This window comes from Pseudoxanthomonas sp. GM95, assembly GCF_900109775.1.
Classification (GTDB): Bacteria; Pseudomonadota; Gammaproteobacteria; order Xanthomonadales; family Xanthomonadaceae; genus Pseudoxanthomonas_A.
Window position 1 is genome coordinate 418,212 of sequence record NZ_FOAX01000003.1, and the last position, 21,883, is coordinate 440,094.

General features: G+C 67.5%; 20 protein-coding genes. 8 read left to right on the forward strand and 12 right to left on the reverse strand.

What is annotated here, in order from left to right:
• Positions 1 to 24: 24 nt before the first annotated feature.
• Complete coding sequence (locus BMZ17_RS16655; protein ID WP_254775402.1) at positions 25 to 2,265, reverse strand: TonB-dependent receptor; 2,241 nt, start codon at positions 2,263 to 2,265, stop codon at positions 25 to 27.
• 338 nt (positions 2,266 to 2,603) lie between these two features.
• On the opposite strand from BMZ17_RS16655, the gene BMZ17_RS16660 reads away from it, so the two are divergent.
• A complete protein-coding gene (locus BMZ17_RS16660; protein ID WP_093141163.1) occupies positions 2,604 to 2,975 on the forward strand; it encodes a hypothetical protein in 372 nt (123 codons plus the stop codon).
• A 171-nt stretch (positions 2,976 to 3,146) separates the two neighbouring features.
• On the opposite strand, the gene BMZ17_RS16665 is transcribed toward BMZ17_RS16660, so the two are convergent.
• Together BMZ17_RS16665 and BMZ17_RS16670 are read right to left on the reverse strand one after the other, a co-directional pair.
• On the reverse strand, positions 3,147 to 3,413 hold the full coding sequence (locus tag BMZ17_RS16665) for a DUF6892 domain-containing protein (protein ID WP_093141168.1): 267 nt from the start codon (positions 3,411 to 3,413) through the stop codon (positions 3,147 to 3,149).
• Between the two features lie 100 nt (positions 3,414 to 3,513).
• Positions 3,514 to 4,347, reverse strand: a complete 834-nt coding sequence (locus tag BMZ17_RS16670; protein ID WP_093141173.1) for an oxidoreductase — start codon at positions 4,345 to 4,347, stop codon at positions 3,514 to 3,516.
• Between the two features lie 91 nt (positions 4,348 to 4,438).
• Here BMZ17_RS16670 and BMZ17_RS16675 point away from each other — a divergent pair, with 91 nt between their 5' ends.
• Both BMZ17_RS16675 and BMZ17_RS16680 read left to right on the forward strand, forming a co-directional pair.
• The gene (locus BMZ17_RS16675; protein WP_093141176.1) at positions 4,439 to 5,419 is read left to right on the forward strand and encodes an AraC family transcriptional regulator; all 981 of its coding nucleotides are present in this window, start codon (positions 4,439 to 4,441) and stop codon (positions 5,417 to 5,419) included.
• Positions 5,420 to 5,535: 116 nt separating this feature from the next.
• Positions 5,536 to 6,303 carry an SHOCT domain-containing protein gene (locus BMZ17_RS16680; protein ID WP_093141179.1) on the forward strand — a complete coding sequence of 256 codons (768 nt, stop codon included), beginning with the start codon at positions 5,536 to 5,538 and terminating at the stop codon, positions 6,301 to 6,303.
• A 34-nt stretch (positions 6,304 to 6,337) separates the two neighbouring features.
• Here the strand turns inward: BMZ17_RS16680 and BMZ17_RS16685 are convergent, their stop codons facing one another.
• Complete coding sequence (locus tag BMZ17_RS16685) at positions 6,338 to 6,643, reverse strand: YdcA family protein (RefSeq protein ID WP_217645833.1); 306 nt, start codon at positions 6,641 to 6,643, stop codon at positions 6,338 to 6,340.
• Between the two features lie 171 nt (positions 6,644 to 6,814).
• Between BMZ17_RS16685 and BMZ17_RS16690 the strand changes: the two genes are divergently transcribed.
• Positions 6,815 to 7,261: a hypothetical protein gene (locus BMZ17_RS16690; RefSeq protein WP_093141182.1), complete on the forward strand. Its 447-nt coding sequence runs from the start codon at positions 6,815 to 6,817 to the stop codon at positions 7,259 to 7,261.
• A gap of 619 nt (positions 7,262 to 7,880) precedes the next feature.
• Here BMZ17_RS16690 and BMZ17_RS21020 read toward each other — a convergent pair.
• From BMZ17_RS21020 to BMZ17_RS16705, 3 genes are all read right to left on the reverse strand, one after another.
• Positions 7,881 to 8,351 (reverse strand): hypothetical protein, encoded by a 471-nt coding sequence (locus tag BMZ17_RS21020; RefSeq protein ID WP_139202971.1) that lies wholly within the window; start codon positions 8,349 to 8,351, stop codon positions 7,881 to 7,883.
• Positions 8,344 to 8,817 carry a hypothetical protein gene (locus BMZ17_RS16700; protein ID WP_254775436.1) on the reverse strand — a complete coding sequence of 158 codons (474 nt, stop codon included), beginning with the start codon at positions 8,815 to 8,817 and terminating at the stop codon, positions 8,344 to 8,346. The genes BMZ17_RS21020 and BMZ17_RS16700 overlap by 8 nt, the downstream gene beginning before the upstream one ends.
• A gap of 215 nt (positions 8,818 to 9,032) precedes the next feature.
• A complete protein-coding gene (locus BMZ17_RS16705; RefSeq protein WP_093141188.1) occupies positions 9,033 to 9,863 on the reverse strand; it encodes an alpha/beta hydrolase family protein in 831 nt (276 codons plus the stop codon).
• Between the two features lie 196 nt (positions 9,864 to 10,059).
• Here BMZ17_RS16705 and BMZ17_RS16710 point away from each other — a divergent pair, with 196 nt between their 5' ends.
• Positions 10,060 to 12,612 carry a DEAD/DEAH box helicase gene (locus tag BMZ17_RS16710; RefSeq protein WP_093141190.1) on the forward strand — a complete coding sequence of 851 codons (2,553 nt, stop codon included), beginning with the start codon at positions 10,060 to 10,062 and terminating at the stop codon, positions 12,610 to 12,612.
• A 250-nt stretch (positions 12,613 to 12,862) separates the two neighbouring features.
• Complete coding sequence (locus tag BMZ17_RS16715; RefSeq protein ID WP_093141193.1) at positions 12,863 to 14,218, forward strand: ribonuclease H-like domain-containing protein; 1,356 nt, start codon at positions 12,863 to 12,865, stop codon at positions 14,216 to 14,218.
• A gap of 15 nt (positions 14,219 to 14,233) precedes the next feature.
• On the opposite strand, the gene BMZ17_RS16720 is transcribed toward BMZ17_RS16715, so the two are convergent.
• Positions 14,234 to 14,872, reverse strand: a complete 639-nt coding sequence (locus tag BMZ17_RS16720; protein WP_093141196.1) for a TetR/AcrR family transcriptional regulator — start codon at positions 14,870 to 14,872, stop codon at positions 14,234 to 14,236.
• Positions 14,873 to 14,925: 53 nt separating this feature from the next.
• Between BMZ17_RS16720 and BMZ17_RS16725 the strand changes: the two genes are divergently transcribed.
• Entirely contained in the window at positions 14,926 to 16,476 is a 1,551-nt protein-coding gene (locus tag BMZ17_RS16725; RefSeq protein ID WP_093141199.1) for an FAD-dependent monooxygenase, read from the forward strand.
• Positions 16,477 to 16,491: 15 nt separating this feature from the next.
• On the opposite strand, the gene BMZ17_RS21325 is transcribed toward BMZ17_RS16725, so the two are convergent.
• The 4 genes from BMZ17_RS21325 to BMZ17_RS16740 form a co-directional block, all read right to left on the reverse strand.
• Entirely contained in the window at positions 16,492 to 17,604 is a 1,113-nt protein-coding gene (locus tag BMZ17_RS21325) for a saccharopine dehydrogenase family protein (protein ID WP_139202973.1), read from the reverse strand.
• A 51-nt stretch (positions 17,605 to 17,655) separates the two neighbouring features.
• Positions 17,656 to 19,434, reverse strand: a complete 1,779-nt coding sequence (locus tag BMZ17_RS21330) for a M56 family metallopeptidase (protein ID WP_139202975.1) — start codon at positions 19,432 to 19,434, stop codon at positions 17,656 to 17,658.
• Between the two features lie 3 nt (positions 19,435 to 19,437).
• A complete protein-coding gene (locus BMZ17_RS16735; RefSeq protein ID WP_093141202.1) occupies positions 19,438 to 19,824 on the reverse strand; it encodes a BlaI/MecI/CopY family transcriptional regulator in 387 nt (128 codons plus the stop codon).
• Positions 19,825 to 20,031: 207 nt separating this feature from the next.
• A complete protein-coding gene (locus BMZ17_RS16740; RefSeq protein WP_093141206.1) occupies positions 20,032 to 20,781 on the reverse strand; it encodes an SDR family NAD(P)-dependent oxidoreductase in 750 nt (249 codons plus the stop codon).
• Positions 20,782 to 20,951: 170 nt separating this feature from the next.
• On the opposite strand from BMZ17_RS16740, the gene BMZ17_RS16745 reads away from it, so the two are divergent.
• A complete protein-coding gene (locus BMZ17_RS16745; protein WP_093141211.1) occupies positions 20,952 to 21,863 on the forward strand; it encodes a LysR family transcriptional regulator in 912 nt (303 codons plus the stop codon).
• The last annotated feature ends 20 nt before the right edge of the window (positions 21,864 to 21,883 follow it).

The following is a 21,883-nucleotide window of genomic DNA, read 5'->3' on the forward strand; positions in this document are numbered from 1 at the left end:
GAAGCCCGGCGCCGCATCACTCGATCAGAAGTGCAGCGAATACTCCACGCCGATGATGCGCGGATCGTTCACCATCGCGGCCCGGCTGATGAAGCTGGAGGTGGCGATGATCACGCGACGGTCGGTGAGGTTGCGTGCATACAGCGCCACTTCCTGCTTGCCCAGGTCCCAGTTGTAGCCCACGCGCAGGCCACCCAGCAGCACGGCCTTGCTGTTGTATTCCACCGAGTTGTACAGGTACTGGTTGAGCTTGCTGCGGTAGTTCCAGTCGGTATAGGCGAACACCTCGCCCGTATCGCCCACCGGCAGGCTGTAGCGCGCGGTGAAGGCGCCGATGTACTTGGCCGCACGCGGCAGGCTGTTGCCGTCGATCAGCGCGCGGCGGTTGGCGTTGCGCGGGTCCAGCACGGTGCAGTTGCTGCACGCGGCCACGGCCAGGTCCGGGTCCTTGATCTCGGTCTCGTTGTAGCTGCCGCCCAGGGTGAAGGCCCAGTTCGCATTCGGGCTGAATTCCAGGTCGAACTCGGCGCCGTAGCCATCGGTACGGTCGATGTTGACCAGGTCGGTGGCGTTGCTGGTGGCGGCCACGGCAGTGACCTGCTGGTCATGCATGACGAAGCCGTAGACATCGGCGTTGAAGCGCAGGCGGCCGTCCAGGCCGGTGCTCTTCACGCCGAACTCCAGCGAGTTGATCGTCTCGGCCTTGGCGGTGGAGATGTTGTTCTTGCCGGTCAGGCGGCCCTGCACGCTGGGCGCGCGGAAACCGTTGGCAAAGCGGCCGTACACGCTGACGCGGTCGGTCAGGGTGAAGGTGCCGGTCAGGTCGCCGCTCCAGTGCGCGTCACCCTGGTCCACGTCGATCGGGCCCAGCGCGCCGGTGTAGCCGTAGAAGCGCTGCACGGTGTAGTCCTTGTCCTCGTGCGAGTAGCGCAGGCCGGCGCGCACGTCGAAGCGGTCGGTGAAGCGATACGCCAGCGAGCCGAACACCGCCGCCGCGCTGGTGGCCTGGTGCTGGCGCACCGCCGCCGTGCGCGTGGTGCCGGTGTGGTCGTAGTTGAAGTTGTTGATGTCGATGTTTTCGTAGAAGTAGTACAGGCCGGTCTGCCAGCGCAGGCGCGCTTCAGCGTCGTTGGCCACGCGCAACTCCTGCGTGATCTGGCGGTGCTGCGGGATCTCGTCAGCGGTCTGCGAGAACGAGGTCAGCGCGCTGGACGGCATCGCCCACACCGGCGCACCGGCGCTGGCCAGGTAGCCGCCATCCACGTCGCCCAGGCTGAAGGCGCGCACGCGCTCCAGGCCGGTGATCGAGGTGAAGGTCAGGCCATCGCGGTACCAGTTGAGCTTGGCGCTGGCGCCCCAGCTGGTGACGCTCTCGGTGTTGCGGCCATCGGAGGCCACGCGGTCGATGTCGAAGCCCGGCACCAGCGCCGGCGTGCCCTGCTGCACGGCGTTGGGGCGGAAGATCGCCGCGCTGCCGTCGTAGTCGCGCACGTGCGCGCTCAGCAGCGCATCGAAATCTTCGCCGGTGTACATCGCCTGCAGGCGCAGCGCGCGGTCGTTGTAGCCGCCCAGCGCGTCGTGCTTGCCGGTGTAGGCATTGTCGATCCAGTGGTCGCGGTGCTGCACCAGGAACGAGGCGCGGCCGGTCCAGCCGTTGTTGCCCAGCTTGCCGCTGATGGCGCCTTCCACGTTGGCGGTGCCGAAGGTGCCGTAGGACACCTTGGCGTAGCCCTCGGTCTCTTCGGTCGGCTTGGCCGAATCGAACTTCACCACGCCGGCCGGCGAGTTGCGGCCGAACATCGTGCCCTGCGGGCCACGCAGCACTTCCACCTGGTCCAGGTCGAACATCGGGAAGCCCTTCAGCAGCGGGTTTTCCTGCACGATGTCATCGAACACCAGCGACACCGGCTGCGACGCATTGGCGTCGTAATCGGTGTTGCCCAGGCCACGGATGTAGAAGCGCGGGAAGGTGCGGCCGTAGCTGCTTTCCACCTGCAGGCTCGGCGAGCGGCCGGCCAGCTGCACCAGCGTGTCGCCGGAGGCGCCATAGGCAGCCAGCTTTTCCGGATCGACGACCGAGATGGACATCGGCACCTTCTGGATGTCCTCGGGACGCTTGTCGGCGGTCACCGTGACGTTCTTCAGCGTGTGCGCGGTGGAATCGGCCTGGTCCTGCTGGGCCAGTGCAAGGGAGGGGACGGTCGCCAGGGCGAGCGCGATCGCGCTGCCGAGCCGGAGCTTCGGAAGCCGGGTGTGGGAGATCACTGCGGGTAATTCCTGTGGGGAGGGGAGCCTGAGGAGGACAAACAACCTGGCCCGCGGGGCCAGCCCGCCATTTTCGGTGCTGCGGCCGGCAAAATCGACCTTTCTGCAGCACAAAAAGATGACAAGCCGATGCCATACGCCGGGGAATGTGGGCGATAAACGCCTGTTTTCCCGCATGTAGCCCTGCATGTTGTCCTGCACGCAATGACACCGGCCGCCGATGCCATCGGCGGCAAGTCCCCCCGCGCCTAAGACTTCGCGGGCACGCAGCGCCGCCACGGCCTCGTGACGCCGCATGGCCCAGCATCGTCCCGACATCGACACGCAAGGCCATCGCCATGCAGCACGTGCTCTACGTCGGGCAGGACCCGACCACTGTGGATTTCTCCGATCCATCGCTGCCGCCAGGCATGGACGCCGGCAAGATCCAGGCCGGCATCGACAAGGCCGCGCAGGCACTCACCGCGCGCGGCTGGGACGCAAGGACCTGCATGATCACGCCCGATGACGCCGGCATCGCCGTGCTCACCCACCAACTGGAAAGCGCGAGCTACGCCTGCGTGGTGATCGGGGGTGGCCTGCGCATTCCCAAGACGCTGCGCCTGTTCGAGCAGATCATCAATGCGATCCATCGCCACGCGCCGCAGGCGGCCATCGCCTTCAACACCTCGCCGGACGATACCGCGGAGGCGGCGGCGCGCTGGCTTTGATGCGCCTCAGAGCCACTGCGCCTCGATACCGCGCGCACGGAAGTCCTGCAGCAAGCCATCGCCACGTCGGTCGTAGAACAACGTCACCGACTTCAGCGCCGGCAGCAGCGCGGCATCGTCGGCGGATTGCAGGTTGAACGCATCGTCCTCGCCATCCCAGTACGGGCAGACCTACAGGTAGATGTGGTTGCCGCCATCCATGTAGAGCGTGTCGATGTGCTGCAGCAGCGCGACCGGTACCGGCAGGTCGGCGAAGAACTGCCGCACCTCGGGGAGCGGGTCGTCGCCTTCTTGCTCGATGTCGATCGTGCGCGCGGTGTAAGCCGCAACGAACGCGTGCACATCGAACCTCGGCTGCAGCAGGCCTTGCTCGTACATCAGCACCTGGATGACGGCCAGCTTGAAGTTGGGGTCCTTGAAGTGGGCGAACTCAGTCATCGCGTTGGCGCCTTGCGTGCGGTGCGTGTGGGAAGCTGCGCACGTTACAGGCGCGGGCATGGCAAGCGCATGAACCCGCACCCGGAAAACGAGCACGCGCTCAGCCGTCAGTCGAGACCGTCAGCGCTTCCCATTGGGTCAGTTCGTCCTGCAGCGCGACCAGCTTCTCGCGCACCAGCTTCAACGCATCGCTGCCCAGCAGCAGGTGTGCCGGCGGCGCGTCGCTGTCGATCGCGGCCAGCATCGCGCGTGAAGCCTTTTGCGGATCGCCCAGTTGCTTGCCGCTGACGTCCTGCCGGCGCTGGCGGATGGGATCGAACACTGCGTCGTAATCGGCAATCGTGCGCGGCGCGCGCACCATCGAGCGGCCGGCCCAATCGGTGCGGAACGAGCCCGGCGCCACCGAGGTCACGCGGATGCCCAGCGCGGCCACTTCCTTGCCCAGCACCTCGCCGATGCCTTCCAGCGCGAACTTGCTGCCGCAGTAGTAGGCGATACCCGGCATCGTGATGAAGCCGCCCATCGAGGTGATGTTGAGGATGTGGCCGGCGCGGCGCGCGCGCATGTGCGGCAGCACCGCCTGGATCATCGCCACCGCGCCGAACACGTTGACGTCGAACTGCTTGCGCATCGCGTCCAGCGGCGATTCTTCCAGCACGCCTTCGTGGCCGTAGCCGGCGTTGTTGACCAGCACGTCGATGGCGCCCAGCGTGGCTTCCACCTCGTCCACCACCGGCGCGATGGCCTCAACGTCGGTGACATCCAGCAGGCGCGCGAACGCGCGGCCCGGCGCGAGCGCTTCCAGCTGCGCGGCGGCCTCGGCATTGCGCACGGTGCCGACGACGCGATGCCCGGCGGCCAGGGCTTCGACCGCGAGCGCGCGGCCAAAGCCGCTGCTGGCGCCTGTGATGAGGAGGAGTTTCGAAATGGACATGGCAATCTCTGCGGTGTGCGGAAGCTGTGCACAATACGCAGGCCGCGCCCTCGATCTAAGGCGCAGATCGCTCACATCCTTGCCTATTCCTATGACACGCCGAACAGCCAGCTCCGCCCAAAACCTCACCGACGGCCTGCTGCCGCTGGCCCCGCTGGTGCTGGCGCTGGCCCCGCACGAGGGCTACAGCCTGACCGCGCTGGAAGGCGTGCGGATGCTGCGCTCGGACCGGCCGCTCGCGCGCACGCCGGTGCTGTACGACCCTGGCATCGTGATCGTCTGCCAGGGCTGCAAGCGCGGCTATTTCGGCCAGCGCACCTACGTATACGACGCGCATCAATACCTCGCCGTCTCTGTGCCGGTGCCCTTCACCATGGAAACCGACGCCAGCGCCGAGGAACCGCTGCTGGCGCTGTACCTGCATCTGGACTTTCCGCTGGCGGCCGAACTGATGCTGCAGATCGACCAGCACGACGATGCTTCGACGCGCGCCACCTCCAGACGCGCTGCGCCGCAAAGCATGCTCTCCAGCCCGATCGACCCCGCCCTGCACCAGGCGGTGCAGCGCCTGCTGCAGGCGCTGGCCACGCCGATGGACGCCGCCATCCTGGGGCCGCAGTGCTTGCGCGAGCTGTACTACCGCATTCTCACCGGCCCGCAAGGCCCCACGCTGCGTGCAGCGCTGGCGATGCAGGGCCACTTCGGCCGCATCGGCAAGGCCTTGCAGCGCATCCACGCCGCCTACGACCAGCCGCTCACCGTCGCGCATCTGGCCGAGGACGCCGGCATGAGCGCGCCTTCGTTCCACAGCCACTTCAAGGCCATCACCTGCGCCTCGCCCATGCAGTACCTCAAGTCCACGCGCCTGCACCAAGCGCGCCTGCTGATGGTGCGCGAACGCATGACCGCCGCCGCGGCCTGCCACGCCGTCGGCTACGAAAGCCCCTCGCAGTTCAACCGCGAGTTCAAGCGCCTGTTCGGCCTGACCCCTGCGCGCGAAGTGCAGCGCATGCGCGACCACTTCGCGGTACCGCCGAAACAAGCGAATGCGACGTTTGTGTCGTCGCACTGAGGCGTCCAAGTCGGCGAGACGATCGCTTTGCCACTCGATCGTCTCGCCCGCAGGATTTGGGTTTCCGCCAAGACCGCCCGTGCGTAGACTTCCCTGCAGACACATGGGGGCTTTGCATGAACATCATCAGGGGGCTGCTCGCCGCAGCGCTTTTCATTGCCGCTGCGCCAGCGATTGCGCTCAAGTTGAACGCTGCGGATTACGCGGTCCCGGTTCCTCGTACGGCGACGCCGCAGGACGCACACATCACCGTCATCGACCAGCGCCCCTATGTATTGGACGGCAGTAGCAACGAGTCCTACGAAGGCGTCAGCCGTGAGCTTTACGGCATCCCGATCAGCCGTGATACCGCCGACAAGTCGCCGCTGGCGACCTTCCTGGGCAAGCGAATCGAGATCGGCTTTCAGCAGGCCGGTTATACGCCGCACTACCTCGCCAGTCGCAAGGGCACCTCGCTCGCTGACGCCGTGGGCGCCTTCGAGGGCGGGGGCGAACGTATCGTCCTGACGCTGCGCGAATGGCAGTACGACCAAGGCGGGTTTAATCCCACCTTCGACTACGACGCTACGATCGACGTGTTCGATGCCTCCGGCACGCACTTGGTCTCACGCGTCCTGAAGGGAACCGAGAGCATGCCCAAGGGTGGCTTCAAACACTTCAAGCGCCGCTGGTCCGAGCTCTACCAGACCATCCTTGGCCGCGCTTTCGCCGAACACGACGTGGTACTCGCGTTGCAGGGACAAAGCACGCTCGCACCCGCAGCGGATGCCGAGACCGCCACGGTCGCCGAGCGTCTGTCGAAGCTCAAGGCACTCAGGGCTGACGGAATCATCGACGACGCCACCTTCGAACGCGAACAGGCGCGCATCCTTCAGGCGCTCTGAGCGCCCCGCCCTCTATTCTCTCGGGATGTAGCTCTTACCCCCGTCGGGCTTCAGGCAATACCGGCCACCGCGCGGGCCGGTACAGAACGTGGCCGCGCTGCAGGAGCAACTCCCTGACGCCGTGGGGGCCGGGCAGTGCCGACTGCAGTGAATTAGTGGCGTCTTCGTCTTCGCCACTGCTGCAGATGCGCTTGGACGCGCTGATCGAGCCATCGTTGCAGACAAAGCGCCCGTTGGCGCAGTGATTCACGCCGCCCTTCGATCCCGAGCACGGCGTATTGGCGAAGGCAGCCGACGCGATCCCCCAGATGCAGAGCATCAACAACACGTTCTTGAGCATCCTGCCTATCCCCTAAGCCGCACGACGACGCTGCGGCGGTTGCCACCCTAGAGCAGTCGCCATCGACGCGCATCGGCGGCCGCCCGCCACTATCGGTCACCTCCTTTGTTTGAACGCCACAATCCCGCTTGGCTTGGTTAGGACCGGCCTGCAATACACAGGGGACATCGCATGGATCGCGCCACGACCGCCTATTGGGCGGTGCTACTTGCCGTCATCGGACTGACCTCGGCTGCTGTTATGCCAGCCACTGCGCAAACCGTCCGCTCGGCGGTCGGCACCCCGCAGCGCCCATATATCCCGCCGACGCGGCAGCCCCACAGCTCAACCGCCAAGGACGCCACGCCTCTGCATTGCGAGCAGTACCGCACCCACCCAAATCCGGGGATGGTGCGCTACTGCGAAGGTCTGGAGAACACGCTGCTGCAGAACGAAGCGCAGCGGCAGGGAAAGCCCGCGCCATCTCGATCGGTCATCCAGCTGCCCGGCCTCGGCACGCCGGAAGCGAAAGCATTGGGCTACGCCTGTGTCAACGGTCGCGCGCTCAAGCGTCTATCCAACGGATGGGCGCAGGTGTCCGCGGCTGACGGTGTTTGGCAGCGGTGTCAGGGCGGGTAGAGGAAAGTGCACTCTGGCCCCTTTTCTGGACCCCGCTTTCTTCTCTTCGTCGCTTCAATCCAACTTCGGGATCAAAAAAACGTGCCCTTGAGCGAAAATCCAGCATCAAGCCGTGTTGCTCAGATCTCTCCTAATAAATAATTGGATGAAATCTCATAATAATAATTTCATTTCGAACTAGTGCATAGAAATCCTCAAAACCCTCACCCCTTATCCCAGAACAATTTAAATATCTAAGTTTATCCCCATCTCGAAACTCACCCATCATATCTATCCATTCGCCGTTGGTCTCTGGCTTCGGATTCCCCATGAGCCTGGACCCTTCGAGAACTTGACTAGAGGTCAAGGGGACTGATATGGCGCAACCCCGCATCCCCATTCGGGAAGCAAAGGAAGATCGCTCATAATCCCAAGTGAATCCATTGGCCGACGCGCAACCTGTTAATACCAGGAGTGAACTAGCAAGGAGTCTGCGTGCAAAGAAAAATAACGTCTGTGCCTGAGGATTTTTAAAATTCATCCGCCGCCTCATCGAAGGAAACCTGGTGCGCGTGATTATATTCCTTACTGCGAAACTAGGATTCGCCGAAACTTCAGCGAACCTGGGGTCAGAGTACAGTTATTCGCCAGCTTCTAATCCCTGCGCCGCTCTCCGCATCTGCTCCTCCGTCAACGGCGGCGGCCTCGCGATGGCGGGCTGTTCGTAAGGCCGCATACCGGTCGCTTTCTTGAAGACTTTCCAGGTCTCCCACAGCCCTTTGTTGAGGCCGTAGTTGACGTAGCCGCCATAGCCGCCGTCGCGGGGATCGCGGCCCATCTGTTCGGGGCTGATGCCGGTGCTGTAGGCCTTTTCGAAGCGGTTGGGATCGACGGCGATGGGGTTCTTGAACGTGTAAAGGTCCAGCACTTCCTCGTCCGGGCGTAGTGCCTGGATGCGGTCGAGCGTGGGGACCGGTGCGGCGGCTGTCTCGGGTGGCGATGGCGCGGGCGTTGGCGTGGCCTGTTGGGCCCGCGCCTTTAGCGCACAGCACAGCAGCAGGCAGGGCAGGCCGCTGCGGAGGCGCGACCGCACAGGCCGGCGGTCAGTCATGCGATGGCGTCGGGGCAGCGGGCGCTTCCATCGCCGACGTTTCGTCGCGGGCGCCCTGCGCGCTGATACGGGCGGCGCGCTCCATCTGCGCCAGGTCCAGCGGCGGTGGGCGCGCGATGGCTGGCTGCACCTGGCCCTTGATGCCGGGGATCTTCTGCAGGCCCTGGGCCGCGAAGCCGACCAGCTTGGCGAAGCCGTAGACCAGGTAGCCGCCGTTCTCGGTGATCTCCTTCGGCGACGGCGGCGGGTGGTAGCGGTCGTTGAAGCGGTTCGACTCGACCTTGATGGGATTGTCGAACGTGTAGAGATCCAGCGTTTCCTCATCCGGCGGCAGGGCGCGGACTTCTTCGAGGGTGGTCACCAACGGCGGCGGTGTTTCTTGTGCAGGCGATGGCGGCGGCGCCTGCTGCGCGGCGGCCGGGCCGCACATTACCAGCAATACGGCGCACACCCTCCGGTCGATCATCCTGGTCACGTGTTGCTCCTTGTCGGCCAGCGCGCGCGGCGGGGTCGCGCGATACAGCGATGGCTCAGCGGCTTACTTTAGTGGCAAGGCCGCGCGGCAAGGGTTGGTTTTTCGTTGTGGCCACGCGGTGATCGACGGGCGTTCAGCGCGTCCTCAAGTGATCGCGGCGGCGATGCATCGCAGATCCAGACATGCAGCGGCGCTGTATTGCCTCCTTAGCGTCGCAGCCACCGTTCGCCCGCCTGCGGTGGCGCATCCAGCACGCGCTTGGCCTGCGTGTCGCCGAGCAGCTGGGCCTGCAGGAAGGCGGTGCCGAGCTGCTGGGCGCGATCGAACAGCGCCGGCGACGCACCGCCGATGAGGTTGTGATCGCCGCCCTGCAACACCACCGCCGTCTTGTTGCCGGCCGGCGCGGACTGCACCGGATACAGGTGGTCGACCGGATCGGTGACGAAGCCCTGCACGCGGTCCTGGTCGCCGGTGATCAGCAGCACCGGAACGTCCAGCGTGGCGTAGGAGGCTGGACCGATCAGCCCGGGGATCTTGCCCGGCGAGGAATAGCCCAGCACCGCCACCACCGAGGGATCGCGCAACGGGCCGAGGTTGGCCAGCGCACCGCCGAGTGCGGCCGAGATCAAGGTGCCAAGGCTGTGCCCGGCGGCGATCACCGGCACGTTGGGCCAGCGGGCGGCGGCGTAAGCACTGGCAGCGCGCATATCGGCGAAGCGTTCGAACAGGCCCTGCTGCAGCGAGAACTTCTCGCGCTCCGGATATTTGAGCGAATCCACGTGCAGCGGCGCGACCACCGCAAAGCCCGCATCTGACCAGGTCTGCAGCAAACGGTCGTAGTGCGCGGGCCAGCCGCCGTGGCCGCTGGAGAACAGCACCACGCCACGCACCTGCGCCGGCACCCAGACGTCCATCGTGGTGGCGCGCTGGGCCGACACCCGTAGCGGTAGCGTCTCGGTGGGTGTGGCCCACGCGGAAGGAAGGAACATCAACAGCAGCGTGGCCAACAGGCCGCGGAGGAAGAGCGCGCGCGTCATTCGGGGCATCCCTGCAAGGAAGAAGATGAAGGGACTTTGCCGGCCGGGCCCGAGCGCCACAGGTGCCCCTGGTCATCGAAACCAGGTGCCGGAAGTCACTTTCCGCCGGACGCCCGTGCAAGTCGTTGATGCACAACACGTCTCATGCGGTGAGACCGGGATCGATTCCCCTGTGTGTCTTTGGGGAAGATCGACCATGGCCTACGCGCTGGCACGCCGCACCGAGGACGCCGAACGCGCCCTGGCCACCACCGATGGCCAGCCGTCGAAGGACGGCGCGCTGCTGACCGAGCGACTGGAGCGCCGCTACCACGACCGCATTACTGGCAGCTTCACCCTGCCCGGCCGCGAAGGCCGCTACGCGCCGATCCCCGATGACGTGCCGCCTGCGCTGGCGCTGGCGCTGAAAGCGCGCGGCATCGAGCAGCTTTACGCGCACCAGGCCGACGCCTGGGCCGCGACCCAGCGCGGCGAGCACGTGGCCATCGTCACGCCCACCGCCAGCGGCAAGTCGCTGTGCTACACGCTCCCCGTTGTGAGCGCGGCAATGACGCGCCAGGCCAAGGCGCTGTACCTGTTCCCGACCAAGGCGCTGGCGCAGGACCAGGTGGCCGAGCTGCTGGAACTCAATCGCGCCGGCGAGCTTGGGGTGAAGGCTTTCACTTTCGACGGCGACACGCCGGGCGATGCGCGCCAGGCGATTCGCCTGCATGGCGACATCGTGGTGAGCAACCCGGACATGCTGCACCAGGCGATCCTGCCGCATCACACCAAGTGGGCGCAGTTCTTCGAGAACCTGCAGTACGTGGTGATCGACGAAATCCACACCTATCGCGGCGTGTTCGGCAGCCATGTCACCAACGTGCTGCGGCGGTTGAAGCGCATCTGCGCGTTCTATGGCGCCAACCCGCAGTTCATCCTGTGCTCGGCGACCATCGGCAATCCACAGGCGCACGCCGAGGCGCTGATCGAAGACCGCGTGCACGCCATCACCGAGTCCGGTGCGCCCACCGGCGACAAGCACGTGCTGCTGTGGAACCCGCCGGTGGTCAACCAGGATCTGGGCCTGCGCGCGTCGGCGCGTTCGCAGAGCAACCGCATCGCGCGCATCGCGATCAAGAGCGGGCTCAAGACGCTGGTGTTCGCGCAGAGCCGGCTGATGGTGGAAGTGCTGACCAAGTACCTGAAGGACATCTTCGACCACGATCCGCGCAAGCCGCCGCGCATCCGTGCATATCGCGGCGGCTACCTGCCGACCGAACGGCGCGAGGCCGAGCGCGCGATGCGCGATGGCCGCATCGACGGCATCGTCAGCACCTCGGCGCTGGAGCTGGGCGTGGATATCGGCAGCCTGGACGTGGTGATCCTCAACGGCTATCCGGGCAGCGTGGCGGCGACGTGGCAGCGCTTCGGCCGCGCCGGCCGCCGCCAGCAGCCGGCGCTGGGCGTGCTGGTGGCCAGCTCGCAGCCGCTGGACCAGTACGTGGTGCGGCATCCGGATTTCTTCGCCGATGCGCCGCCCGAGCATGCGCGCACGGCGCCGGACCAGCCGCTGATCCTGTTCGACCACATCCGCTGCGCGGCGTTCGAGCTGCCGTTCAACGCAGGCGAGTTCTTCGGCCCGGTCGATCCGCTGGTGTACCTGGAAGCGCTCGCCGAGAGCGAAGTGGTGCACCAGGAAGGCGAGCGCTGGGAGTGGATCGCCGACAGCTATCCGGCCAACGCGGTGAGCTTGCGCTCAGTGGCCGATGGCAACTTCGTCGTGGTCGACAAGAGCGACGGCAAGCAGACGATCATCGCGGAGGTCGATTATTCGGCCGCCGCGCTGACCCTGTACGAAGGCGCGATCCACATGGTGCAGTCCACGCCGTACCAGGTGGAGCGGCTGGACTGGGAAGGCCGCAAGGCCTATGTCACCCGCACGCACGTGGACTACTACACCGACAGCATCGACTACACCAAGCTCAAAGTATTGGAGCGTTTCGACGGTGGCCCCGCAGGGCGCGGCGATGCGCACCACGGCGAGGTGCATGTGGTGCGGCGCGTGAGTGGCTACAAGAAGATCCGCTACTACACGCACGAGAACATCGGCTACGGCCCGGTCAACCTGCCCGACCAGGAGCTGCACACCACGGCGGTGTGGTGGCAGTTGCCGCAGGCGACGCTGGGCAAGGCGTTCGCCTCCAAGCAGGACGCGCTGGATGGCTTCCTCGGTGCGTCGTATGCACTGCATGTGGTGGCCACGGTGGCGGTGATGGCCGATGCGCGCGACCTGCAGAAGGCGGTGGGTAACGGCGATGGCGCGTGGTTCGCGCTGGCCGACCAGACCGGCCGCGGCCAGCTGCGCGGCGTGGACGGGCAGGAAGGCACGGTGGAGCTGGAGCAGGCGTTCGTGCCGACGGTGTATCTCTACGACAACTTCCCCGGCGGCGTGGGCCTGAGCGAGCCGCTGTGGCAGCGCCAGGACGAACTCGTGCAGCGCGCGGGCGAGCTGGTGCAGCGCTGCGACTGCAAGGCCGGTTGCCCGGCGTGCGTCGGCCCGGTGCTGGCCGCCAGCGAAACCGGCAAGGGCGCATCGCCCAAGACGCTGGCGTTGAAGGTGCTGGCGCTGCTCTCGGAGCTGGGGATGGAGGTGCAGGGCGATGTGGGATTGGATGCGACCGAGGTGTTCGCTTCCGTCGATCCCGCGCTGGCGGTGGCGCAGCGTGCACTGGATGATGACCGCGCTGCGTTGGATGCGTTGGCGTGAGGGAGATGGTGTATCGCACTTTGGTGAGCTGTTTTAGCAGCGACGCGCTTGTGCGGAGAGTCCCATCGCCGATGGATCGGCTCCCACGAAGCGCGGAGATCGCGCGACGAAAAGTGGCTTCTCACCTCTGCGAGCCTGAAGCTCCTTGTGGGAGCTGCTTCAGCGGCGATGCTTTTGGTGGGAAGGCCACCGCTGTTGGAAGCATCACTTTCTCGCTGAAGCCGTTTTCGTCCACCGCAGGCCACCCCGCATGAGCATCAGCGCCGATCGCCTGCGCGCCCTGCGCAAGCAGGCCGGCGATACGACCGTGCGCGAGGCGCCAACGCCTGCGCCCGCGGACGGCGTCGATCAATCGCCGGTGCGTGATGCTGTGCCCTCAACCGGCTTGCCGCAGGAAGCACAGGAAGCACAGGAAGCACAGGAAGCAGCTCAGTCTCCTGCTTCTGCCAAATCTTATCCGCACGCGCCGCTGCAGCCCTTCGGTGGAACAACATCGTCATCCCCGCGCACGCGGGGATCCAGGGACGTTGGCTCCGGACAGGCGACCGGCGTTGGATACCCGTCGGCAGGCTCGCGCCAAGACCGCGCCGGCCAAAGCGCGTCGGAGAGCAGCACCCCGATCTCCGGCCTTGCGCCAACGACATCCGAGAACAACCGCGCGATCACCTCCGGCCTCCAGCGACGCGCGCTTCCGGCCCCCAACACGGCGCGACCACGCGACCGCTCCGTCCTCGACTGGATGGAGCCGGCCGCAACGCCCGCCGCCAATGACAGCCAGCGCCGCGGCCTGCAGCCGCAGAACGTGGACGCGTTGCGTCGCCTGATCGCCACGCGCGAACGCAAGCCCGTGGCCGCCAGTCCTTCGGCACCGCGCCGCGCGGCAGTGATGGATCGCGCCCTGCCCGGTGAGGAAGTCGCGCCTGGGCTGCACCTGATCGAGGCCTTCCTGCCGCAGGCGATTCCTGGCGCCGCTCTGTCGCTGGCCTTCGCCAAGCGTCCGGAAGAGGCCGCCGCGCCACAACACCTGCTGTTCTTCGATACCGAGACTACCGGCCTGGCCGGCGGCACCGGCACGCGGGCCTTCATGATCGGCGCGGCCGATTGGCTGGACTGCACGCAACGCGGGCCGGGCCTTCGCATCCGCCAGCTGATGATGTCCACGATGGCCGCGGAAGGCCCGATGCTGCGCACGTTCGCGCAGTGGCTGACGCCGCAGACCGTGCTGTGCAGTTACAACGGCCGCAGCTACGACGCCCCGCTGCTCAAGACGCGCTACCGGCTGGCCCGTTTGCCCGAGCCGATCACCGCGCTGGACCACGTCGACCTGCTGCACCCCACGCGCCGGCGTTATCGCGGCACGTGGGAAAACTGCAAGCTGGCCACCATCGAGCGCCAGCTGCTGCGCATCGTGCGCGAGGACGACCTGCCCGGGTCCGAAGCGCCCGCCGCGTGGCTCACCTACCTGCGCGGCGGCAGCGCCCGCAACCTGCGCCGCGTCGCCCACCACAACCACCAGGATGTCGTGACCCTCGCCCTGCTGCTGCAGCGCCTGGTCCAGGCCGAAGACGACGACCGCGAAGTACTGGCGTTCGAGGAAGCGCCGTAGCGCCTCGCGCGAACCTCAGACGTAAGGCGTCCCAGCCAGCGCGGCCTGCAGGCCGTCGTGGCCGCGATCGATGAGAGCCAGGAAGGCGGCCTCCGCGGCCTTGGCCTTGCGCGTGGTGCGGAAGAGCTGGTGGGCGTGGATCAGCGCGGTGGCCCAGGTGGCGAGCAGCAGGTTGGCCGCCAGTTGCGCCTCGGAATCATTGGCTTGGCGCTGGACGCTGTCAGCGAGTGCTTGCGCAACGACCTGGGCGAACTCGTCGCGGATCGCGCGGGTGCGGGCCTTGAGCGCTTCGCTGGCGGCGATGGCGGCGACGAAGTCGCGGCTGTCTTTGGAGAACTCGACCAGCGGGCTCTTCTGCGCGATCAGCTGGTGCGCGTGGCGGCGCAGCGCCTCCAGCGGCGCGCTGCCAGCTTGGCGCTGCAGGATTGCCTCGCGCAGCAGCGCGCGCACTTCCCCGTCACGGTCGAAGAACAGGTCTTCCTTGCGCGGGAAATGGTTGAACACGGTCATGCGCCCGACATCGGCGGCCGCGGCGATCTCGTCGATGGTCACCTTGTCGAAGCCGCGCTCGACGAACAGCCGGGTGGCGACATCGGAAATGGCCTCGCGCGTGGCCAGGCGTTTACGGGAGCGACGGTCGGGCGGCGTTGACATGCCGATAGTGTACTCGGTACATTTTATGTACTGAGTATATTTTTGGATCTGGTATGAACCGATCAACCTCCGACAGCGCGACCTGGGATGTCGTCATTGCCGGCGCCGGCCCGGTGGGCCTGTTCCTGGCCAGCGAATTGCGCCTGGCCGGCTGCACGGTGCTGGTGCTGGAGCGGGCCGCCTCAGCGGACGCCCCGCTCAAGCAGCTGCCGTTCGGCCTGCGCGGGCTGTGGGGATCGAGCATGGCGACCTTCCACCGGCGCGGATTGCTGGAGGCCATGCTCGCCGCGCCCGATGACGTGGCCGATGGCCAGCCGCGACCGCCCTCAGCCATCGCCAGCGATGCGTCGCAGCGACGCGGGCCGGCGGGGCACTTCGCCGGGCTGCAGTTCGACCTGGCCGATGTCGACACGACGCGCTGGGACTACCACCTCAGCGGGCCGTCCGACACGCGCGCCGGCATCAGCCTGGCGCACCTGGAGTCCGTGCTGGCCGCGCATGCCCTCGCTAACGGTGTCGTGGTGCGACGCGGCTGCGCGGTGGAAAGCTTCGAGGCATCCGACGATGGGGTCACCGTCGAAGCTGGCGGCCAGCGCTTCCACGCGCGCTTCCTGGTCGGCTGCGATGGCGGCCGCAGCATGGTGCGCAAGCTGGGTGGTTTCGAGTTCGCCGGCACCGAGCCGGAATTCACCGGCTACTCGATCCAGGCCACGTTCGAAGATCCCACGCTGCTGCCGCAGGGCCGGCACTTCAGCGCGCACGGCATGGTCACGCAGTGGCAGCCGGGGGTGATCGGGCTGGTGGACTTCGACGGTGGCGCGGCGCATCGGCTGGAGCCGCTGACGCTGGAGCACGTCCAGGCCGTCCTGCGCCGCGTGTCCGGCACGCAGGTCACGCTGACCGCACTGCACCTGGCTGCGACCTGGACCGATCGCAGCCGCCAGGCCACCACCTATCGTCGCGGCCGCGTGCTGCTGGCCGGCGATGCGGCGCATGTGCATTCGCCGCTGGGCGGCCAAGGCCTCAACCTCGGCCTGGGCGATGCGATGAATCTGGGCTGGAAGCTCGGCGCCACGCTGCGCGGCGAAGCGCCCGACGGCCTGCTCGATAGCTACACCACCGAGCGTCATCCGGTCGGCGCGCGCATCCTCGACTGGACCCGCGCGCAGGTCGCGTTGATGCGCCCGGGCACCGAAGCGTTGCAGTCGATCATGCGCGACCTGCTGCACACGCGCGATGGCGCGACGTATTTCGCCGAGCGGTTGTGGGGCGTGTCGATTCAACATGGTCCAGGCGGCGCGCATCCACTGGTCGGGCGCAGTTGCCCGGATTTCGAACTGCGCGATGGCGTGCGCGTGGGCAAACTGCTGCGCGATGGCCATGGGCTGTTGCTGGACTTCGATCCCGCCACGCCGCTGCGTGCACTGGAGGGGCGCTGGGGCGCGCGCGTGCGCTACGTCGCCAGCGATGCAACGGAGCGCTTCGGGCTCAGCGCGGTGCTGGTGCGCCCCGATGGCGTGGTCGCGTGGGCCAGCGATGCGGCGCCCGATATCGCATTGCTCGAAGCCGCTGCGGCGTCCTGGTTCGTGCCGGCGCAAGACTGACGCTGAGCGCGTTGCTCAGGCCGGTGTTACCGTCGTCTCGATCTGCCAGTCGGCGAAGGCCTGTTCGAACTCGGCCAGGCTGATCAATCCGACGCAGGCATGCGCGCCGACGGGGAGCGGTTCGCCGCGCGCGAAGCGACGCACCAGCAGCACGGCGGCGAAACACGGAATCTCCGGGCCGTGCAGCATCGGCGCGGTCAGCTCCCAACGCAGCGCGTGGGCCTGGCCCTCGCGCGTGCCGCGCAGCTCGACCAGCATCCCGCCAAGTTCAGTGCCGAAGCGATCGAACCAGCGGCCCGCGCGCGCGAACACCTGCGCAAGATTCGCCATCGGCAATGGCACGCCCAGGCCACGCACCCCGGCGATCAACGCAAGACTGCGCTGCAGGAACGGCAGCTCCAGCGCGGCGCGGAACTGCACGCGGCGCACGCCGGGATAGCGCTGCACCAGCAGGTCGTGATCGGGCACATCGCAGGGCGAGGCCAGGCGCGGCGCGAGCCGGGCGAACGCCACCGGCTGCGGATCGGCCCAGCCGCGCGTCGCCTGCCATCGAGCATCGCACCACCAGCGAAACGGCTGGCCGCAATACGACAGCACCGCGCGCACCGTGGCCATGCCCAGCGGCGTGGCCTGCGCCGGCGCGATCACCGTGGCGATCTCGTGCAACGCGGTGAACTGCGGCAGCAGCGCATCGACCACCGCGCTCGACAGCGCAGGCAACGTGCTGGCGCCACTGATCGCGCTGCGTCCTGCGGCGTGGGCCGCGGCATCGACTTGCGCGGCGAAGTCACGGACGAAGTCGCGGCCATCGGCCAGATCGATGTAGTGCATGTCGGCCTGCAGGCAGGCCAGGGCGACCTCGTAGCCCTGGCCCTGGAAAGGCCCGGCGGTATGCACCACCAGCTGCGCGCCGGTGGCCTGCAGCTGCGCGACCAGATCGGGCGCTTGTATCTCCACGCGGGTCAGCGTGATCCGTGCCAGCACCTCGCTGGAGAACACGGCTTTCGCAGCATCCGGATGCCGCCCGGCCGCGATCACGTGGAGCTGCGGCGTTGTACTCAGCGCACGCACGATGCGTGCGCCGAAATGCCCGTAGCCGCCCAACACCAACACGCTCACCGCTTCCATGCTGCTTCCCGATCTTCGCTCGGGAAGATTATGCGCGGCGTGTGGCCCGGCTCAGCCGTCGATGCGTTGGGCCAGGCCGTTGCGGACGGCGCGGTCGAGCACGGCTTCGGCGTCCTTGGCGGCACGTTCGCTGATGTCGGCCTGCTGCTTGCCCAGATCGGCCTGGCGCAGTCCCAGCTCGGCCTGCTTCTCGGCGAGGGCTTCGATCCTTGCGGTCAGGCCGCTGCGCTCCAGCGCCTCGGTCGCGCGCTCGGTGGCGGCCTGCGCGGCTTCGGCCGCCTTGATGGCCTGTGCGCTGTCCTGGTCCGGGCCGCGATGCGCCGCCAGGGCGATGCGCGCTTCTTCCGACGCGGTGCGCGAGATCTCGCTGCTGAGCACGCCGATCTGCCGGCTCAGTTCCCCTTGCTGGCGTCCCAGCGCGCCCTGCTCGCGGCCGAGTTCGCCTTGTTGCTGGCCAAGACGGGCGCTGGGTTCATGCAGGGCGCGCAGGCGTTCGACCGTGGCGGCGTCCTTGATGACGTACTGCGCGCCGCCGCGTTCGAACCACACCGTGTTGCTGCCCTTGCCCGGAATATGCAGGCCGGTGATGGCGGTCACCGGCGGAGCGGGCGCGGCCGGAGGTGCAGGCGGCGCGGGCGGTGCCGGCGGCGGCGGCGGCGGCGGCGGCGGAGCGCGATTGGCTTTAGCCGCCGGCAGTGGCGGAAGCGCGGGCACGGCCGGCGCGGCGGGCGGTGCGGGCATCGCCGCGTCACCGTGCACGACGACCGGCTTGGGTTTCGCGGCCGGCGCCGGGGCTGCCGCCGGGACAGGCGCCGCTTCCGCGGCAGGACTGACCTGCGCCGGCGCGGCGGCCACCAGGCGCAGCGGGGTGACGCCCGCGACGGCGACACCGGCCAGGATCAAAGCCGCGCCCAGGCGCGGGAACGAATGCGTGTTCTGCAGCATGAGCAGTCTCCGTTTGAGGCTGAGGAAGGACGGCGAAGCACTGGCCAGGCCGGCGCCTGGTCGCGGGGCCACGCCCAAGCGCACCAGCAGGCGGCCGTAGTCGCCGCGGCAATGGCGGTTGCCGGCCACCACGGCGGCATCGACGGCGGCCTCGCGGGCCACGCCGTATTCGCGCACCGCCAGATGCACCAGCGGATGGAAGAACGCGAGGTGCTGGGCCAGCGCGGGCAGCAGGCCCCACCACAGGTCATGGCGACGCAGGTGGACGAGTTCGTGGGTCAGCGCCATGTCCAGGTCGTCGTCGCCAATGCGGGCGGCTTCGCGCGCCGGCAACAGCAGGACCGGGCGCAGCACGCCGACCAGTTGCGGCGAGGTGATCTGTTGCGACAGGCGCAGCGGCGGCGCGGCACGCAGGCCATGCGCATCGGCCGCCAGACGCAGCGCACCGACCAGCGTGGCGTCCTCACAGCGCCGCGAGGCGCGTACCAGCCTTCGACTCGCACGCCAGGCCAGCGTCGTACGCAGCGCCATCACGCCGATGCCCGCGATCCACAGCGCCAGCAGCGCGGTCTGCCAGGCGGGCAGCGTCCATAGCGGTGCGGTCGTCGGTGCCAGTGCCAGCGGTGCGGCGGCTTCGGCCGTGGGCACGAAGGCCAGCGGCGCGACCGGTACAAGTTCAGCGACGGGCAGCCACGGCAGCTCCAGTGGCGCGGCCACCAGGCCAATCACGGCCTGCAGCGCCACCGTCCACCACAGCCAGCATTGCGTGGCCGCCGGCAAGCGCGGCAACGCGCGGCACAGCGCCCACACCAGCGCGACCAGCAACGCCGTTTGGATGCTGGTCGTGGCCAGCCGCGTGATCAGCTCCTGCGCGAAGGCGTCCATGGCTCAGCCCTCCTTGCGCTGCGACTGCAGCTTGGCGACCAGCGCTTCGAGTTCGGCCAGTTCGCCGTCGCTGACTTCGCTGCGCTGGGACATCCACGCCACGAACGGCGACACCGAACCCTGCAGCGTCTTCTCCACGAAGCTCTGCACCGCGCCCTGCACCACCGCGTCCTGGCCGGCGGTGGTGACGTAGCGGTACACGCCATCGACCTGCTTCCGGCTGAGATAGGCCTTGGTGCGCAGGCGCTCCATCATCGTCAGCACGGTCGAACGCGCCAGCCCGCGCGCCTCACCGAAGCCGGCCGCCACCTCGCCCACCGTCGCGTCGCCCTGCTCGCCTACGTACTGAAGCAGGGCCAGCTCCTGGTCCCCGATGCTCTTGCGGCGCATGGCCGTCTCCGATTGCCTACACTTGTAGTCAACCTAGCCGTGACGACAAATGTAGTCAACCCTGCCGGAGGTCATTGCCGACGAACGGCGCACTACCCTCAGCGCCACGTTGTGGCCTTTCGCCAATGCTGTTGCGCATCGGCGCTCGGATGGCAGAAGCCGCAAGACTTGGGGCGCCAACGATTGAAGGCGTTGACGCCCTGCGCCTCAGACCTGCGCCATGCCGCCATCGACGAACAGCTCGACGCCGTTGATGAAGCTGGCCGCGTCCGAGGCGAGGAACGCGACGACCTTGCCGATTTCCTCCGGTTCGCCCAGCCGTCCCAGCGGCACCTGGCTGGCCAGCGCATCGAACAGGCCCTGGCGCGCTTCATCAGGCACCAGGTCGCCCAGGCCAGGCGTACGAATCGGGCCGGGGCTGACGACGTTGACGCGGATGTGGCGGTCCTTGAGGTCCAGCGCCCATGAGCGGGCGAAGTTGCGCACGGCCGCCTTGCTGGCGCTGTAAACGCTGAAGGCGGCCGTGCCCAGCACCGAGGTCGTGGACGAGGTGAGGATCACCGCACCGCCATCGACCAGGAGCGGCAGCGCCTTCTGCACGGTAAACAGCACGCCGCGTACGTTGGTCCCGAAGATGCGGTCGAAGTGTTCCTCGGTGATCGCGCCCAGCGGCAGCATGTCGCCACCGCCGGCATTGGCGAAGACGATGTCCAGGTGCCCGGCGGTGCGCGCGATGGTGGCGTAGACCTGGTCCAGATCGGCCAGCACCGACGCATCGGCGCGGATGCCGGTGGCGGCCTTGCCGATGCTGGCGACGGCGGCGTCGAGCTCGGCCTGGCGGCGGCCGGTGATGAAGACGCGGGCGCCCTGCGCGGCCAACGTCTGGGCGGCAGCCAGGCCGATGCCGGTGCTGCCACCGGTGACCAGGGCGATCTTGTTGTCGAGGGACTTGCTCATGTGTGTGCTCCTTGATGGGTGGGATGTCGGTGGCCGTGATCGCCTGTGTGGGCGATGCGACCGCCGTGGCAGCCACGTTAGGCGCGACCCCATTGGCGATAAATCCCGAAAGACAACAAAGACTTTCCACACAGGTGCACAATCAGGTCGACCCGAAACTAGGCATGACGATGGACCAACTCCAGGCGATGCGCGCGTTCTCACGCGTGGTGGAGGCCGGCAGCTTCACCCGCGCGGCCGACTCGCTATCCATGCCCAATGCGACCCTGAGCAAGCTGGTGCGGGAACTTGAAACCCACCTCGGCGTCCGCCTGCTGCAGCGGACCACACGCCGCGTGACGGTCACTCCCGACGGCCAGGCCTACTACGCCAGCGCCATCCGCCTGCTGCGCGACCTGGAAGACATCGATGGGCGCTTCAACGCACAGGGGCGCAAGCCGCGCGGGCACCTGCGCGTGGATATCGGCGGCTCGACCGCACGCGACGTCCTGATTCCGCTGCTGCCGGATTTCATGGCGCGCTATCCGGATATCCGCTTCGACCTTGGCGTCTCCGACCGACCTGCCGACCTGATCGGCGACAACATCGACTGCGTGATCCGCGGTGGCGCGCCGCCGTCCTCGACGCTGGTCGCCCGCAGCCTGGGCCAGGCCGAGATGCTGACCTGCGCCAGCCCGGCCTACCTGAAGCGATTCGGCGTGCCGGCCTATCCGGAGGAGCTGGCCAACGGCCACCGGCTCATCGCCTACCTCACCGCCCAACACGGCCGCGCCATGCCGTTCCGCTTCCAGCGTGATGCGCAGGTCTTCGAACTCAAGGCCGAGCGCTACGTCGGCATCAATGAGAGCAATGCCCACACCGCCGCCTGCGTGGCCGGACTCGGGCTGATCCAGACCTTCCGCTACGCCGCTGCGGAATCGCTGGCGCAAGGCACACTGGTGGAAGTACTGCAGCGCTGGCGACCGCCTCCGTTTCCCTTCCACGTGCTCTACCCACAGCACCGCCACGTCAGCCAACGGCTGCGGGTGTTCATCGACTGGCTGGTGGAATGCATGCCGCCGCGGCTTGCCGCCTCTGGTTAACACAGCTCTCCCGCACCTGA

What these genes read in the sequence shown, in the direction of transcription:
- BMZ17_RS16745 (WP_093141211.1), top strand. Translation starts at nt 20,952, where the DNA reads ATGGACCAACTCCAGGCGATGCGCGCGTTCTCACGCGTGGTGGAGGCC.
- BMZ17_RS16680 (WP_093141179.1), top strand. Translation starts at nt 5,536, where the DNA reads ATGAACATCATCAGGGGGCTGCTCGCCGCAGCGCTTTTCATTGCCGCT.
- BMZ17_RS16670 (WP_093141173.1), bottom strand. Translation starts at nt 4,347, where the DNA reads ATGTCCATTTCGAAACTCCTCCTCATCACAGGCGCCAGCAGCGGCTTT.
- BMZ17_RS16660 (WP_093141163.1), top strand. Translation starts at nt 2,604, where the DNA reads ATGCAGCACGTGCTCTACGTCGGGCAGGACCCGACCACTGTGGATTTC.
- BMZ17_RS16740 (WP_093141206.1), bottom strand. Translation starts at nt 20,781, where the DNA reads ATGAGCAAGTCCCTCGACAACAAGATCGCCCTGGTCACCGGTGGCAGC.
- BMZ17_RS16715 (WP_093141193.1), top strand. Translation starts at nt 12,863, where the DNA reads ATGAGCATCAGCGCCGATCGCCTGCGCGCCCTGCGCAAGCAGGCCGGC.
- BMZ17_RS16710 (WP_093141190.1), top strand. Translation starts at nt 10,060, where the DNA reads ATGGCCTACGCGCTGGCACGCCGCACCGAGGACGCCGAACGCGCCCTG.
- BMZ17_RS16690 (WP_093141182.1), top strand. Translation starts at nt 6,815, where the DNA reads ATGGATCGCGCCACGACCGCCTATTGGGCGGTGCTACTTGCCGTCATC.
- BMZ17_RS16720 (WP_093141196.1), bottom strand. Translation starts at nt 14,872, where the DNA reads ATGTCAACGCCGCCCGACCGTCGCTCCCGTAAACGCCTGGCCACGCGC.
- BMZ17_RS16685 (WP_217645833.1), bottom strand. Translation starts at nt 6,643, where the DNA reads ATGCTCAAGAACGTGTTGTTGATGCTCTGCATCTGGGGGATCGCGTCG.
- BMZ17_RS16725 (WP_093141199.1), top strand. Translation starts at nt 14,926, where the DNA reads ATGAACCGATCAACCTCCGACAGCGCGACCTGGGATGTCGTCATTGCC.
- BMZ17_RS21330 (WP_139202975.1), bottom strand. Translation starts at nt 19,434, where the DNA reads ATGGACGCCTTCGCGCAGGAGCTGATCACGCGGCTGGCCACGACCAGC.
- BMZ17_RS16735 (WP_093141202.1), bottom strand. Translation starts at nt 19,824, where the DNA reads ATGCGCCGCAAGAGCATCGGGGACCAGGAGCTGGCCCTGCTTCAGTAC.
- BMZ17_RS16700 (WP_254775436.1), bottom strand. Translation starts at nt 8,817, where the DNA reads ATGATCGACCGGAGGGTGTGCGCCGTATTGCTGGTAATGTGCGGCCCG.
- BMZ17_RS16705 (WP_093141188.1), bottom strand. Translation starts at nt 9,863, where the DNA reads ATGACGCGCGCGCTCTTCCTCCGCGGCCTGTTGGCCACGCTGCTGTTG.
- BMZ17_RS21325 (WP_139202973.1), bottom strand. Translation starts at nt 17,604, where the DNA reads ATGGAAGCGGTGAGCGTGTTGGTGTTGGGCGGCTACGGGCATTTCGGC.
- BMZ17_RS21020 (WP_139202971.1), bottom strand. Translation starts at nt 8,351, where the DNA reads ATGACTGACCGCCGGCCTGTGCGGTCGCGCCTCCGCAGCGGCCTGCCC.
- BMZ17_RS16675 (WP_093141176.1), top strand. Translation starts at nt 4,439, where the DNA reads ATGACACGCCGAACAGCCAGCTCCGCCCAAAACCTCACCGACGGCCTG.
- BMZ17_RS16665 (WP_093141168.1), bottom strand. Translation starts at nt 3,413, where the DNA reads ATGACTGAGTTCGCCCACTTCAAGGACCCCAACTTCAAGCTGGCCGTC.